The organism is Methanobacterium sp. (assembly GCA_039666455.1).
In the GTDB taxonomy this organism is placed as follows: domain Archaea; phylum Methanobacteriota; class Methanobacteria; order Methanobacteriales; family Methanobacteriaceae; genus Methanobacterium_D.
Map to the genome: position 1 here is coordinate 52,654 of JAVSLW010000016.1, position 13,785 is coordinate 66,438.

Below are 13,785 nucleotides of genomic sequence, written 5' to 3' on the forward strand. Positions count from 1 at the left end.
GGGTTCTTTCAAAGACTTAAATATTAAATTACAAGTATCAATCATTTTGATGAAACTTTTTGGATGAACCCTTTTTTAAAGGGTTCAATTGAAGGTATTGATCATGAAACAATGTACAAAATGTGGCAGTGAAAATGTTATTATAAGGAGGAAAGCGTCTGGACAGATGCTTTGCAGGGAATGTTTCATTGAATCCACTACCCGGAAAGTTCTAAGGACCATTAGAAAAAATAAGCTAATAGAAAAAGGAGATAAAGTAGCAGTTGCATTATCTGGTGGAAAAGACAGTGTAATGGTTCTGGATATTCTTAATTCTCTTTACAGACGTAATATAATTGATTTATTTGCAATAACTATTGATGAAGGAATAGGAGGGTATAGAAAACATGGGGTAGATATTGCAATTAAAAATACAAAAGAATTAGGCATATATCATAGAATTGAATCATTTAAAGATTATTTTGGCAAAAATCTTGACGATATAATGGCAGACAGGCGTCGGGAACATGGGGCATGCACTTACTGTGGTGTTTTTAGAAGATGGATTATAAATAGAATAGCAAGAGAGGAAGGAGCCACAAAAATTGCCACAGGCCACAACCTTGACGATGAAACCCAGGCAATATTAATGAACTATCTGGAGGGAAATATAGATAATTTAATGCGTATTGGAGCTAAAACAGAACCTATGAGTGATAAATTCACAGTCAAAATTAAACCTCTGCGCGAGATTCCTGAAAAAGAAATAGGGTTATATGTAATTGCCAGGGAGCTTGATGTTCATTTTGATGAGTGTCCTTACTCAAAAGAATCTTTTAGAGGAGAAATAGGACGTTTTATAAAAGAATTATCGGTTAATCGGCCTACAATAATGTATTCAACCCTTAAAGGTTTTGATAAAATACAGCCTGTTATTCGAAAAGAATTTAGAGAAAATGCGAACATGGGTGAATGCATCAACTGCGGTGAACCATCTTCTCATGAACTTTGCAGAGCCTGTTTGTTTTTGAAAAAATTAGAATAGTGATTAAATGGAAGTTACAGTTATATATGGAAAAATAAAAGAAAAAAAAGAGATTCAAGAGAATTCAACAATTAAAGAAGTACTGAATTTAATGGATATATCCTCAGAAACTGTTGTAGTTAAGCGGAACAATGAAATCGTCATGGATGAAGAACATCTAAAAAATGAAGACGTGATTGAAGTTATTCGTGTCATATATGGAGGTTGAAATCATATTTTCTATTCAGTAAATTTTATAGATCATTAAAACTAAATATATATATTTATAATTCAGGCCATCTGGATGTGGATAAGTGGGTATAATTAAAGACATTGTAGCAAATTATTTTACAGTTCAAAGCATCTATACTGGTGAGAAAGAATTTTATTTCATAGTTTGTGATTACAATCGAAATAATTTTCTCCAGTTAATTGAAGATCTGGATAAAATTGGATATTTACCGTTTATTGAGGAATATGATAGTAATTATAGAATAAACATTGTTAAAAAGCCAGAACATGGTAAATCACGGGTTCATATAAATGTTATCCTGTTTTTGGCCACTTTTATATCCACGGTTTTTGCATGGCCATTTTTCGGTGGAGGAAGTTTGATTGAAGGAATAGAGTTTTCATTGGCTATTCTGGCAATAATTGGAACTCATGAAACTGCCCACTATTTTGCTGCAAAAAAACATGGTATAAAAGCCACATTACCCTATTTTATACCTGCACCTACACTGATCGGTACTTTTGGTGCTGTTATAAATGTAAAGTCTGCAATACCTCATAAAAATGCTCTTTTTGACCTTGGAGCAAGCGGCCCAGTTGCAGGGATAATAGTTACCATCCCTGTTCTTGTAACTGGTCTTTATTTTTCTGATATAATTCCAATACAGACTGGATCGAGTATTATATTCTATCCTTCACTTCTTATGGGTATTATAGAATATTTTATTGGCTCAGGGGCACCTGCAGGATATTATATCCAGTTAAACCCATTAATACTGGCGGCCTGGGTTGGAATAATCGTTACTATGATTAATCTAATGCCTGTTGCATTTTTAGACGGTGGCCACATTTCCAGGTCCTTATTCAATGGAAAAATACATCAAATAATTTCAGTTATAGGGATTGGAGTTACTATTTTCCTTGGATGGATCCCGATGGCAATTTTAATGGCCATAATCATGTTCATGTCCAGAAAACATCCGGGAGCACTGGACAATGTTTCAAAAATCAGTAAAAACAGGAAAATAATAGCTGTACTTGTAGTTATTATATTTATACTCTGTCTATCTCCTGCGCCGTTTATTGCTGTATAATAATTAATAAGTTAAAAGAGATGTTTTATATGAAAGTTTATTACGAATGCGCACCCTGTTTTTTAAGACAGGCCAAAGAAGCGCTTGATCTTGCAACCTGCGATGAATCAGTCAAAATGGAAGTTATGGAAGAACTTATAAAGGTTATTTACAGGGATTTTGGTCCTGAAGCTGTTTCAAATGAGATTGGAACAAAAATACACCGAATTATAAAGGATAAGACTGGAAATAATGATCCATATCTTTTAGAAAAACAAAAAGGAAATGAAATAGCTTTGAAATTCCTTCCAAAAATTAAAGAAATACTTAAAAAGAAGAATGGGCTTGAAACATATATAAAAGCTGCTATTTGCGGTAATATCATTGATTTTGGAGCGCTTGGGGTTGATTTTGATATTGAAAATGGAATTATAGAAAATATAGAAAAAGAAATTGCATTAAATCAGGTTCCAGATCTTGAAAATGAACTTAAATCCTCTAAAAATGTTCTTTACCTTGCAGATAACAACGGCGAAATTGTTTTTGATAAATTACTCATAGAAAAGCTTAAAGAAGTAGATTTAAATGTCAAAGTTGCATTAAAAGAAAAACCAATACTCAATGATGCATGCATTGAAGACGCCGTTCAAATTGGGCTTGATGAAGTTGCAGAGCTTGTTTCAACTGGAACTGACTCCATTGGAATAATTTATGATGATGTGTCTGAAGAATTTAAGAAAATTTTTGATGATGCAGACATGATTATAGCAAAGGGTCTTGGAAACTATGAAGGCTTAACTTCAATGCAATTAGAAGATAAACCTGTTTTTTGTCTACTTAATGTGAAATGCTCTCCAATTGCAAAGGATATTGGTGTAAATCTTGGGGATAACGTTGTTTTAAAACTCTAATCCTTTGGTTAACGTAAATTTTATATCCATATCCATAAATAATATAACCATGCAAAAATCAGCAGTCATCATTGGAATTATTATCATTCTGGCAATAGCTGCCTATGTAGCTTCAGCCCCCAAAAGTCAAAAAAATGTGGAAATACAAAATTCCAGCGTAAAATGGTACACAGATTTAAACTCAGCTTTTGAAGACTCTAAAAAAACTGATAAAACAGTCTTTGTGTATTTTTATACAGCATGGTGCAGTGCGTGCAGAGTATTTGATGAAAACACCCTTTCTGATCCGGAAGTTCAGGATAAATTGAGTAAAAATTACATTTCTGTAAAAATAGACCTGGACAAAAATCCCCAGCTTGCATCAGACTATAAAATTTACAGTATTCCTACACTGGTATTTTTAAATCAGGAAGGTAGTGAAATTAAACGGTATGAAGGCTACATTGATTCAAAAGGCCTTTTGAATCAATTGTAGTACATTCGGGAGATAGAAATGGATATTGGCCCATTAATTTCATTTTTTGCAGGGATTGCATCGGTTTTATCTCCCTGTGTAATACCCTTAATCCCAGTTGTTATAGGATATTCCTTATTAGAGAAAAAAACATCCCAGATAATAGCATTTGTTCTGGGGTTTTTCTTGATCTTTACAGTAATAATTTTTCTAACAGCAGTTTTCACGGCTGCAGTAAACTTTTATCTTTACTATTTTAGGGTTTTAGCAGCAATAATCATAATATTGATTGGAATTTACTTTATTTTAAATAAAAAATTCTTTAATATTTCGTATGAGCCAGTAAAACATGGAAATAAGGATGTTCAATCGTTTCTTATGGGATTTTTAACTTCCCTTGCCTGGTCGCCATGCTATAGTTCCTATTTAATTGCAATCATTGCCTACAGTGCATCTTCAGGCGATATTTTATACAGTTCGATGAATTTGACATTATTTGCAGCAGGATTTTCACTTACATTATTTATAATATCTTTACTGGCATCTAAAATTAATTTAAGCAGACTGATTGAATATTCTAACTACATAAGGATTGTCTCAGGACTAATAATTTTAATTGCAGGTATTTACATGTTACAACTCTTAATATAAAAATTCTGGGAGGGTAAGTATGAAAGTGGGATTTTTAGGATTTGGTGAAGTTGCATCAACATTATCAGCAGGTCTTTTAAAGAATGGGGTTGAAGTAAGTACATGTATTGAGAAGAGAAGTCCCAGAACACAGAGACTGGCACAGGAAACAGGTTTAAATTTATGTGGATCAAACAGGGAACTTGCAGAAAATTCTGACATTTTAATTTCAGCTGTAACTCCCGGAGCAGCAATTAGGACTGCGAAGGTCGTTGGAAAATATGTTAACGGAGTTTATGTGGATATAAATAACATTTCGCCTGTAACAGCTAAAAAAGCACTTTCTTTCATTAAAAATGGAAAAACAGTAGACGCATCAATTATTGGAAGCGTTAGAACAGGTTTAAATGTTCAGATTATAGCTTCGGGCAGGTTTGCCCATGAATTTACCAGATTAAACAATTATGGCATGAATATAGATGTAATTGGGACTGAAATTGGCCAGGCGTCTGCTTTAAAGATGTTAAGAAGTTCATTTACCAAGGGAATTTCAGCCCTGCTTTTTGAAACTCTTTATTCAGCTTATTCCATTGGAATTGACAAAGAAGTGCTTAAATATATTTCAAAAACAGAAGGTGAAGGTTTTAAAGACTCTGCAGTATCAAGAATTATTAGCAGTTCCTTTCATGCAAAAAGACGTTACGAAGAAATGGAAGAAGTTATTGAAACACTTTCTGAAAGCGAAGATCCAAAAATGAGTAAGGCTGCACAGGATTTCTTCAAAACACTCTATGAAAATTTAGGTGAACTTGAAAAAAGACCTGAAAATTACGCTGAAATATTTGACATGATAAGAAAAAGAAGTAAAAAAAAAGAACAGTGCCATTATTCAGCAAAATAATGGGTAAAATCGTCTGCATCCATTTCTATAAACCACTGACCATTGGAAGTCATTATCGGGGTTCTTGTAAGGACCAGGGGGAGCAGTTCTGATTCTTCATTGTTATTAGTTTCCATTTTACTGCTTATTACATCCAGAGCGCTTGCCATAAACTCTCTTGAATTAAATCCTAATAAAATATCTCTAACGTCCATTCCAACTTTATCAGAAGCGTCAGGATTCTTTGCAATCTCTACGCTTTTTAAATTACTGAAAACTCTTACTGCAATTGCTTTAAGTTCATTATCTGTCATAATAATCACCAAATTAACTTCTTATCTAAATAGTTTCAAACTAATATATAAAAGTAACTTATTTTAGGAATGTTTAATTTAACTTATCCAATAAAGTTCAATCTTCTCTTGATTATTTTTAAATTACACTAATTTCAGTTTCTAAATTTAAATCTCTTTTCATTACTTTTCACATACTCTTACAAAATTCTTTATTATGAAGATCCAACATAGAAATAAGAAAAGTTATGGCTAATAGTTTTAACAGGATAAATCAGTGGGATAAGTGAGATAAAAATGCGTTCAAAACAGGGAATAGCAAACCTCCCCCTACACGGAGGTCACGCACCGAGATGGCTCTTTAACAGAATGGTTAAGTTAGCTGGGAGTATACTGGACGTTATTTTATATGAATACAGTGCTGACGAATTTTTAAGACGAATTTCAGATCCTCACTGGTTCCAGGCATTTTCATGTGTGATTGGATTTGACTGGCATTCTTCAGGAACCACGACCACGACCTGTGGTGCGTTAAAGCTTGCAATTGATCCGCAAGAACACGGAATCATGATTGCAGGGGGGAAAGGTAAAAATTCAAGAAAAACACCTTTGGATATTGAAACATCCGCTGATTTTTTCTCCTTATCTTCAAAAAAGATTGATGAACTTAAATATTCAAGCCGTATTTCAGCAAAGATAGATAATTCATGTATTCAGGACGGTTACAGCTTATATCACCACTCATTCTTTTTTACAGAAGATGGTAACTGGGCAGTTGTGCAGCAGGGATTAAATAATGAAAATAGCTATGCCCGACGTTATCACTGGCTTTCTGAGTCCATTGATAAAGTTATAGAAGAACCACACAGTGCAATCTGCTGTGATGAGTCCAATTCAGACACACTGAATATGACATCAGATCAAAGTAATGAGGCAAGGAATATAAGTGTAGACCTTATATGCGATAATCCTGATCATTTAAAGCCCTACTTTAAAAATAAATCTCAAACACTGCTTACAGACTTTCTTGACATATCAGTGCGTTTAGATATCTCTAAAAATTTTAAAGAGATGAAAATGCCAGGACACCATCCTGTGCTTGACGTGGATATGAGTAAAAACGAATTCAAAGTTTTAAAAAAGGCATACGAGCTGCAACCTGAAAATTATGAAGAATTAATCTCGCTTGAAGGAATAGGGCCCAAAAAAATAAGGGCACTGGCTTTAATTTCTGATCTGGTTTATGGATCTGAGCCAAGCTGGAGAGATCCTGTTAAATACAGCTTCACCCACGGTGGGAAGGACGGTTTTCCTTATCCAGTTGATAGGGAAGTTTACGATCACTCTATCCATGCTTTAAAAGAAGCATTAGATGAAGCTAAACTGGATAAAAAAGATAAGTATAATGCGATTAAAAGATTGGAATCATTTATTAGTGTGAATGAGTGTTAATAAAGAAGGATCAGTGCCGTTTAAATTTCAACGATGTTTTTTTGAATCCAAAAAAGAATTGTTTGTCATCCCATAGCCACTCCTTTGTGAAAATAATCACATTACTTTGGGGGATTGATATATGGTTGTGATTATTAGAATAATAATAGAATAATCTAAATCTGGTGAAAGAATGGCAAGAGTTATAGTAGTAGCTTCTGGAAAGGGTGGTGTTGGAAAGACTACAATCGCTGCAAACCTTGGAATAGCGTTATCTCTACATCAAGAAGATGTTGTAGTTTTAGATCTGGATATAGCAATGGCAAATTTAGAACTAATTCTTGGTCTTGAAGATAAACCTGTTACTTTACAGGAAGTACTTTCAGGGCGGGACATAATCCATAATGCAATTTATGAAGGCCCGGGAGGTGTTAAAATTGTTCCATCTGGCCTGTCGCTTTACGGTTTAAAAGATATGAAACTGGAAAGACTTGAAGAAACACTGGCCTCTTTAACTGAAAATATTGACATACTTCTAATTGATGCGCCAGGAGGGCTTGAAAGAGATGCTCTGGCTGCACTGGAAGTGTCAAATGAATTAATTCTTGTAACTACTCCTGAAATTACATCCCTGAGTGATGCTTTAAAAACAAAGATTGTGGCAGAAAAGTTAGGTATAGATGTCCTTGGAGTGGTTATTAACAGAAGAATGTCTGATAATACATTTTTAACAGCCTCTGAAATTGAGTTAATTCTTGATGTCCCTGTGCTTTCAACAATACCCGAGGATCAAAAACTAAATATTGCATCTGCTTCTGGAAGTTCCATTTTACTGGATCATCCTAATTCTGATACCTCAAAAACATTGATGAACCTTGCAGCAATAATAATAGGAAAATACTCCTGTGAAAATGATTTAACCGGTAAAGGAATAGTCACTAAATTTCTTCAAAGCATTTATAGCAAATATATTAATGTAAACAGGTCATGATCATTTAATCTTTTTTTAAAGTGTATTTCAAATAATTCAGTGTCCAATTTTTAAGACATTACTGATTAAAATTTATTAATAAGCTAACTATATATACCTCCTCTGCAACATGGTTATTAAATAATTGAACAAAAGAAATGTTTTATTATCTCTATGTACAAAATAGAAAAAGATCAGGTGTTAATACTGATTTAAAATAAAATTACATTAATAATGACTTATAACTAAAAATAATAGGTATTACCACATGGAATACGAAAATGCATATAAATTAAAGGAAAAACTATTAATAGAAAATGATGGGATACTTTTCGATGATTTAATTAAGGGTAGCGAAATTAAAACATCCAGTGGATTATGTTACAGTATAAAAACCGATTCTCAAATAAGTTTTGATACATTAAGTCCAAAAAAAGCTAAAAATAAAATTTTAAGTGATTTAAAGGTTATAAAGGGAATTGGAGAAGCCAAAGAGCAAAAATTAAAAGAAAACGGCTATAAAACCATTGAAGACCTGATAGATCATGAAAGATTTGGCAAAGCTGCATCAAGATTCCTGGAAATAGTATGTGACCATGATAAATGTGAAATTGAGGATTGGATTTCAGCTTATTATCCTAAATCACACCCCTTAATCTTATTTTCTTCAAGTTTAAGCGAGGATGGGGACTATGTTTTTCTGGATATTGAAACATTAGGATTATTTAACAGGCCCCTGATCCTTTTAGGACTTGCTAAAATATCTAAAAACAAAATCACCGTAAATCAGTATTTATCAAGAAATGCTGGTGAAGAAAACGCTAGTTTAGATGCTTTTCTTTCAAATATCAATGAAAACAGTGTATTTGTAACTTTTAACGGTCAAACATTTGATCTTCCATTTATAAAAAACAGAATGAACCATTTCAAAATAAATAAAAGCTTAAATCATCCTCATTTTGACATGCTGCACTACTCCAGAAGGCAGTGGGGCAATGAATTAACGAATTGTAAATTAACCACAATAGAAAGACACTTATTTAATATTATAAGAGAAAATGATATTCCGGGTAGTTTAGTACCTGAATTTTACGAAACCTATGCAAAAACAGGGAATGCAGGACCTTTAATCCCTATAATCGAACACAACCAGCAAGATATAATTACGTTAGCAATGATATTTTCCAAATTACATGAACAACATGCAGAATACTAAAATAGCTTTAACTCAAAGTTAAATACATACAGGAGCGTAAACATGCAATCTAAATCTATTAAAATTCTTTTAATTGAAGATAGTAAAGAAGACGCTGTAATCATCAGAGAAATGTTAAAGGAAACCTCAAAAATTCCATTCCAGTTAACACATGTTAATAGACTTAAAACCGGTTTTGAAAAACTTTTTATAGACGCATTTGACCTGATACTTTTGGATTTAAATTTACCAGATAGTCGGGGATTTGATACGTTTATCAGGACCTATGATCAGGCTCCAGAATTACCAATCATTATTTTAAGTGGTTTTGGAAATGAAGAAGTCGCTGTAAGGGCTGTTCGGGAAGGTGCTCAGGATTATTTGATTAAAGGTGAAATCGACGGTAGAATACTTGTTCGATCAATTTATTATGCTATGGAACGTAAAAAAATTGAAAAACAGCTCATGAAAACCCAAAAAGATCTAAGAAAATTAATTGAATGGCATGAAGAAGAACTAAAAGAAACAGAATTAAAGTTAAAATCAGAAATGGATGAATGTAAATTGCTGGAAAGCAGGCTTGACAATGCACTTGGAAATCTAAAAATCGAGAAATTTAAACTGAATACCATTATAAATAAACTTCCAGTAGGTATACTCATCGTGGACGCATCTTCAGGTAAACCTATTATAAAAAACAAAAAATTGGATGAAATATGGAAAGATTGCGCTGAAACAGATGAATTAGCTGAATATTGTTATTATAATGGTTCACATGTAGATGGAAAACCATACGAACTTAAAGATTGGCCCCTTACCCGCTCAATTAAAAATGGGGAAGAAATTGAAGATCAAAAAATTGTTGTTTCAAGGGACGATGGTTCTGAAAGCATTATAAGCAACAGTTCTATTCCAATAAGAAATGAAAAAGGAAAAATAATAATGGGAATATCCATTTTTTCAGATATTAGTGATGCTGAATTTTAAAAATTCAGATATAAAAATGCTGCAAATTCAAACCAAAATGAGATAAAATAATTAATAGTCCTTCAAACCCTATATAAAACATTAAACCAAAATATAGGGCTGTAACAATAATTAGAGCATAACTTATCATTATAAAATAACCATCACTTTCAAGGATACCTGCAGAAAGCAGAAATATGCAATAAGCAGGTAAAGTATCTGTTAAAGGAATAGGTAAGGGAAGCATAAGTAAAAAAGCGCTGAACACTAATAAAATACCATTAATTACATTCATAGAGTACCTGTCGGTCAACATCTGAGCACGTGGTTTGAGTACATTCTCAAATTTTTTTAAAACCATAATACTACCTTTTAATATATTTATGGCAGTACTTCGGGGTATTTTATATCTTAAGATTTTTTTGGGCATTAAAAATTTGTTAAAAATAACGCTTATTCCAATAAACATTATCGCTATTCCAAAAGGGATACTTGATCCCGGGATAGATACAGGAATTAAAAAGGGAGTGGCCAGCACCATGCATGAAATAAACCTTCCACGATATCCTGCAATCTCTAAAAATTCTTCTAAAGTTATATAATCTGGAAAGTTTTCATTGGAAATTTGAGATAGAGCATCTGAAAAAAAGATGCTTGATTTCACTGTTTTGGACAAATTACTAACCTCAATAAGATTTAATTAATTTTCTTTTAGTTTTAAATATATTTTCTTTATGGTTTATCTTTAATGCACACAAAATTCTATCAATTTTGGCCGTGTTTATGAAATTTAATTTGAGTTAATGAGCCTTTCTGATGTTTTACCATAAAATTTCCACGAAAGATAATAGGTGACTATATTTACAACTAAAAAACCGGTAAATCCCGGATCAAAAATTGCTGCAAAGTTATTGGAGAAGTGTAATCCTACTGCAAGAGAATAATATTTAACTGGTTGCCTTTTTGAAATACCATATGCAATGATTGAAGCACTTGCAGCATGAAATAAAATTCCAGGAAACCTCAATAATACTGGCACATCCAATATAAAAACATAAACCAAAAACTCGGATATACCAAATCCTAAACCAACCAGAAATCCCAGAATAAAGATAGATCTTCCAGTTTCTCCATGTCGATAGAATAGAGGATAAGCTTTGGCAAATTCTTCTATGATTGGAGCAAAAACAACAATTAACACAGTTTCTGCTATAAAAAGAGGTAAAAAAGTTAATAGATTTACAGCAAATGTCTGAAAAAAAAGTGTTATTGGAATACTGACTATTACTCCAGAAATTAAAAAGAAAATTTTTTCTTTAAAATCAGGGCGATGTGATTCGATAATTACCTTTTCAGTATAGATATCTGTTTCATTATCTTGAGTAGGCGGCATAGGGGTCTCCTAACAAACATGTTCTAAGTGATTTGCTACTTCTATTTATGGGGTTTACAGGAGGATTCATAGGTTCTGGAGGATTATCTGGTATTGATGAAGATAATTCAGGAACCATCCTCCCTTCCACTAAATTGCTGGCAAATGAATCAAAAGCTATGTAATTCAAGTTTATAAATCCCGGAAATTTAATTTCCCTTATTTCTCATTTCTTCAAGCTTTTCAGAAATTTCTTTACTTGTAATTCCCTGTTTTTCCTTAATTTCAGGTTCATCACCTTTTATCAGGTTATAAACTGTTAAAGCTATTACTCCACTAACAAACAGGATAAACAATCTTTCAATTGGATGCTCGCTTGGGGAAAACCCGGGCCAGTAATTTTGAACAACAATCCCAATCAAAACAATTACTCCAATAAAAGTTAAAAATCCAATAATTCCTGCAATAACTTTCCTCAAATTCATAACAATCACATCAACTTACTAATATCAGTATTTAAAAGTTTCAAATAGGTTTTATAAGCCACTACCACGTCTTCTGCTAATATTTTGTCGCGGGTATGGTTCACAGCGTTGCAGGCTGCAAGGAAGGTTAAAGAATAATTCTCACCAGTCTCAAAAGTACTTGAGTCAGAAACCCATCTAACAACCCCAATATCTCCGCGTATTCTATCTATCTTTTTGAAGAGTTTTTTGCCTTGTTTATCCCATTTGATCTTTTTTAATTTCTGGTAGAATTCTTCATCAGGTGCCGGGTAATCTTTAGGTTTGTCAAAATCGTCTAAAAGAGACATTAAGCGTTCTAAAATAGCATGCTCCCTCAGGGTGTCTTTATGATTCAATTTTCTTTGTACATAAGCAGAATCTATTTCCGGAATTAAACCTCCAAAAGTTGCTTTAAAATGCGAGAAAATAATAACGCCTGTTAAAGATGCCACATAAAGAGGAGGATCCTTAAGAATTTCAGAAGCAAGTTTAACCTGTCTTAATTTCAAAAGCTCATCTGCAGATTCTAAATAAGATGACATTTCTTCAGGATCCATCTCACTAGCCTTATACATTCTTCCATAAACTTCAGAATCCATTAAAGACTGCACATCGTCAAGAACTTCTTTTAACCCTCCCACATCAGGGAAGCTTCTTAATATTTTCTCTGCATTTTTTCTGTTTCTCTCTTTTTCCTCATCAATATCCCATTCAATATATTCCCACAAACCCATATTATCTCCACCCTATCCATTTTTTAAATCCGTTCCACGCCTTTTTTGCACCGTTATAAATCTGTTTCCCTGTATTTTTAGCTGTATTAACAGCTTTCTTGGCAACTGTTTTAGCTGTCTTGGTTACTCTTTTAACTGCTTTTTTAGCTGTATTAACAGCTTTCTTAGCTGCTTTTTTAACAGTGTTCGCTGCTTTCTTGGCAACTGTTTTAGCTTTATTAACCACTTTTTGGGCTGTCTTTTTTACTGTGGTAACAACTTTCTTGGCAACTGTTTTAGCTTTGGTGACCACTTTTTGGGCTGTCTTTTTTACTGTGGTAACAGCTTTCTTGACAGTTTTTTTCACGGTGTTCACGGCTTTGTTAACTACTCTCTTAGCAGTGGTAACAACTTTATTTACAGCCTTCTTAACTGTATTTACAGCTTTGTTAACTGTTTTTTTAGCTGTTCTGGTTATTTCTTTAGCTGTCTTCACTGCTTTTTTTGTTATTTCAGGAATTTTTTTAACTGTTTCATCAACTTTTCGAGCTGCATCATACACACCACGAAGCGCTAAATTTCTTTTAATAAACGGACTTAAAACACCATGAATATCCTTATAAACCTTTTTACTGGTTAAATTTTTAAGCCAGCCAAAAGTTCTCATCCTCCATGGAGAAGTATGCACCCATTTTTTAACTGCTTGAGGAGTCATTTTGGAGAAAACATCTAACAGTGAATCAATCCCACCTTTTGCACCTTTCCACAGTGTATTAATACCATTACCAACAATGTTTTTAATATCTTTAGAGGTTATTTTACCCCAAAGCTTTAATTTATCATAAACTTCAATTTTAAGTTGTAAACCCTTACGCCGAATCCAGGAAGACTTAGAAAGCCTACCAGCAATAGTCTCAATCCAAGTCTTAGGACTCAAATTAATCAGGATTAATTTCCCTTATTTCTTTTCTCAGCAAGCATTTTAGAAATCTCTTTACTTGTAATTCCCTGTTTTTCCTTAATTTCAGGTTCATCTCCTTTTATCAGGTTATAAACTGTTAAAGCTATTACTCCACTAACAAACAGGATAAACAATCTTTCAATTGGATGCTCGCTTGGGGAAAACCCGGGCCAGTAATTTTGAACAACAATCCCAA

At 33.1% G+C, this 13,785-nt stretch carries 19 protein-coding genes; 11 read left to right on the forward strand and 8 right to left on the reverse strand.

All coding sequences use genetic code 11. The features are described 5' to 3' along the window. Nucleotides 1–103: 103 nt before the first annotated feature. The 7 genes from PQ963_05615 (at nucleotide 104) to PQ963_05645 (ending at nucleotide 5,203) form a co-directional block, all read left to right on the forward strand. Nucleotides 104–1,024: a TIGR00269 family protein gene (locus tag PQ963_05615; protein MEN4029142.1), complete on the forward strand. Its 921-nt coding sequence runs from the start codon at nucleotides 104–106 to the stop codon at nucleotides 1,022–1,024. A gap of 7 nt (nucleotides 1,025–1,031) precedes the next feature. After that, complete coding sequence (locus tag PQ963_05620) at nucleotides 1,032–1,232, forward strand: MoaD/ThiS family protein (protein ID MEN4029143.1); 201 nt, start codon at nucleotides 1,032–1,034, stop codon at nucleotides 1,230–1,232. A gap of 85 nt (nucleotides 1,233–1,317) precedes the next feature. After that, nucleotides 1,318–2,328: a site-2 protease family protein gene (locus PQ963_05625; GenBank protein MEN4029144.1), complete on the forward strand. Its 1,011-nt coding sequence runs from the start codon at nucleotides 1,318–1,320 to the stop codon at nucleotides 2,326–2,328. A gap of 29 nt (nucleotides 2,329–2,357) precedes the next feature. Next, nucleotides 2,358–3,218: a DUF89 domain-containing protein gene (locus tag PQ963_05630; protein MEN4029145.1), complete on the forward strand. Its 861-nt coding sequence runs from the start codon at nucleotides 2,358–2,360 to the stop codon at nucleotides 3,216–3,218. 49 nt (nucleotides 3,219–3,267) lie between these two features. Beyond that, complete coding sequence (locus PQ963_05635) at nucleotides 3,268–3,693, forward strand: thioredoxin family protein (protein MEN4029146.1); 426 nt, start codon at nucleotides 3,268–3,270, stop codon at nucleotides 3,691–3,693. An 18-nt stretch (nucleotides 3,694–3,711) separates the two neighbouring features. Next, nucleotides 3,712–4,323 carry a cytochrome c biogenesis CcdA family protein gene (locus PQ963_05640; protein MEN4029147.1) on the forward strand — a complete coding sequence of 204 codons (612 nt, stop codon included), beginning with the start codon at nucleotides 3,712–3,714 and terminating at the stop codon, nucleotides 4,321–4,323. Between the two features lie 19 nt (nucleotides 4,324–4,342). Next, nucleotides 4,343–5,203, forward strand: a complete 861-nt coding sequence (locus PQ963_05645; GenBank protein MEN4029148.1) for a DUF1932 domain-containing protein — start codon at nucleotides 4,343–4,345, stop codon at nucleotides 5,201–5,203. Here the strand turns inward: PQ963_05645 and PQ963_05650 are convergent. Next, entirely contained in the window at nucleotides 5,188–5,496 is a 309-nt protein-coding gene (locus PQ963_05650) for a hypothetical protein (protein ID MEN4029149.1), read from the reverse strand. The two genes, PQ963_05645 and PQ963_05650, sit on opposite strands and share 16 nt — an antisense overlap. Nucleotides 5,497–5,772: 276 nt before the next feature. On the opposite strand from PQ963_05650, the gene PQ963_05655 reads away from it, so the two are divergent. From PQ963_05655 to PQ963_05670, 4 genes are all read left to right on the forward strand, one after another. Continuing rightward, entirely contained in the window at nucleotides 5,773–6,927 is a 1,155-nt protein-coding gene (locus PQ963_05655; protein MEN4029150.1) for a DUF763 domain-containing protein, read from the forward strand. A 172-nt stretch (nucleotides 6,928–7,099) separates the two neighbouring features. After that, a complete protein-coding gene (gene minD, locus PQ963_05660; GenBank protein MEN4029151.1) occupies nucleotides 7,100–7,897 on the forward strand; it encodes a cell division ATPase MinD in 798 nt (265 codons plus the stop codon). A gap of 247 nt (nucleotides 7,898–8,144) precedes the next feature. Next, nucleotides 8,145–9,092 (forward strand): ribonuclease H-like domain-containing protein, encoded by a 948-nt coding sequence (locus tag PQ963_05665; GenBank protein MEN4029152.1) that lies wholly within the window; start codon nucleotides 8,145–8,147, stop codon nucleotides 9,090–9,092. A 42-nt stretch (nucleotides 9,093–9,134) separates the two neighbouring features. Further along, on the forward strand, nucleotides 9,135–10,058 hold the full coding sequence (locus PQ963_05670; protein MEN4029153.1) for a response regulator: 924 nt from the start codon (nucleotides 9,135–9,137) through the stop codon (nucleotides 10,056–10,058). Nucleotides 10,059–10,062: 4 nt separating this feature from the next. Here PQ963_05670 and PQ963_05675 read toward each other — a convergent pair whose 3' ends face one another. From PQ963_05675 to PQ963_05705, 7 genes are all read right to left on the reverse strand, one after another. Continuing rightward, entirely contained in the window at nucleotides 10,063–10,713 is a 651-nt protein-coding gene (locus PQ963_05675) for an exopolysaccharide biosynthesis protein (GenBank protein MEN4029154.1), read from the reverse strand. A 114-nt stretch (nucleotides 10,714–10,827) separates the two neighbouring features. Beyond that, nucleotides 10,828–11,430 (reverse strand): PrsW family glutamic-type intramembrane protease, encoded by a 603-nt coding sequence (locus tag PQ963_05680; GenBank protein MEN4029155.1) that lies wholly within the window; start codon nucleotides 11,428–11,430, stop codon nucleotides 10,828–10,830. Further along, a complete protein-coding gene (locus PQ963_05685) occupies nucleotides 11,411–11,599 on the reverse strand; it encodes a hypothetical protein (GenBank protein MEN4029156.1) in 189 nt (62 codons plus the stop codon). Before PQ963_05685 ends, PQ963_05680 begins: the two co-directional genes overlap by 20 nt. A gap of 19 nt (nucleotides 11,600–11,618) precedes the next feature. Then, a complete protein-coding gene (locus PQ963_05690) occupies nucleotides 11,619–11,894 on the reverse strand; it encodes a hypothetical protein (GenBank protein MEN4029157.1) in 276 nt (91 codons plus the stop codon). A 5-nt stretch (nucleotides 11,895–11,899) separates the two neighbouring features. After that, nucleotides 11,900–12,649 (reverse strand): hypothetical protein, encoded by a 750-nt coding sequence (locus tag PQ963_05695; GenBank protein MEN4029158.1) that lies wholly within the window; start codon nucleotides 12,647–12,649, stop codon nucleotides 11,900–11,902. 1 nt (nucleotide 12,650) lies between these two features. After that, nucleotides 12,651–13,565 (reverse strand): hypothetical protein, encoded by a 915-nt coding sequence (locus tag PQ963_05700; protein MEN4029159.1) that lies wholly within the window; start codon nucleotides 13,563–13,565, stop codon nucleotides 12,651–12,653. An 11-nt stretch (nucleotides 13,566–13,576) separates the two neighbouring features. After that, the coding region (locus tag PQ963_05705) for a hypothetical protein (GenBank protein ID MEN4029160.1) at nucleotides 13,577–13,785 on the reverse strand (209 nt) is incomplete at its 5' end.

Excerpts from the sequence above, each read along its gene's own strand:
- PQ963_05620 (MEN4029143.1), top strand. The coding sequence starts at position 1,032 with ATGGAAGTTACAGTTATATATGGAAAAATAAAAGAAAAAAAAGAGATT.
- PQ963_05695 (MEN4029158.1), bottom strand. The coding sequence starts at position 12,649 with ATGGGTTTGTGGGAATATATTGAATGGGATATTGATGAGGAAAAAGAG.
- PQ963_05645 (MEN4029148.1), top strand. The coding sequence starts at position 4,343 with ATGAAAGTGGGATTTTTAGGATTTGGTGAAGTTGCATCAACATTATCA.
- minD (MEN4029151.1), top strand. The coding sequence starts at position 7,100 with ATGGCAAGAGTTATAGTAGTAGCTTCTGGAAAGGGTGGTGTTGGAAAG.
- PQ963_05655 (MEN4029150.1), top strand. The coding sequence starts at position 5,773 with ATGCGTTCAAAACAGGGAATAGCAAACCTCCCCCTACACGGAGGTCAC.
- PQ963_05615 (MEN4029142.1), top strand. The coding sequence starts at position 104 with ATGAAACAATGTACAAAATGTGGCAGTGAAAATGTTATTATAAGGAGG.
- PQ963_05640 (MEN4029147.1), top strand. The coding sequence starts at position 3,712 with ATGGATATTGGCCCATTAATTTCATTTTTTGCAGGGATTGCATCGGTT.
- PQ963_05680 (MEN4029155.1), bottom strand. The coding sequence starts at position 11,430 with ATGCCGCCTACTCAAGATAATGAAACAGATATCTATACTGAAAAGGTA.
- PQ963_05650 (MEN4029149.1), bottom strand. The coding sequence starts at position 5,496 with ATGACAGATAATGAACTTAAAGCAATTGCAGTAAGAGTTTTCAGTAAT.
- PQ963_05635 (MEN4029146.1), top strand. The coding sequence starts at position 3,268 with ATGCAAAAATCAGCAGTCATCATTGGAATTATTATCATTCTGGCAATA.
- PQ963_05690 (MEN4029157.1), bottom strand. The coding sequence starts at position 11,894 with ATGAATTTGAGGAAAGTTATTGCAGGAATTATTGGATTTTTAACTTTT.
- PQ963_05630 (MEN4029145.1), top strand. The coding sequence starts at position 2,358 with ATGAAAGTTTATTACGAATGCGCACCCTGTTTTTTAAGACAGGCCAAA.
- PQ963_05665 (MEN4029152.1), top strand. The coding sequence starts at position 8,145 with ATGGAATACGAAAATGCATATAAATTAAAGGAAAAACTATTAATAGAA.
- PQ963_05670 (MEN4029153.1), top strand. The coding sequence starts at position 9,135 with ATGCAATCTAAATCTATTAAAATTCTTTTAATTGAAGATAGTAAAGAA.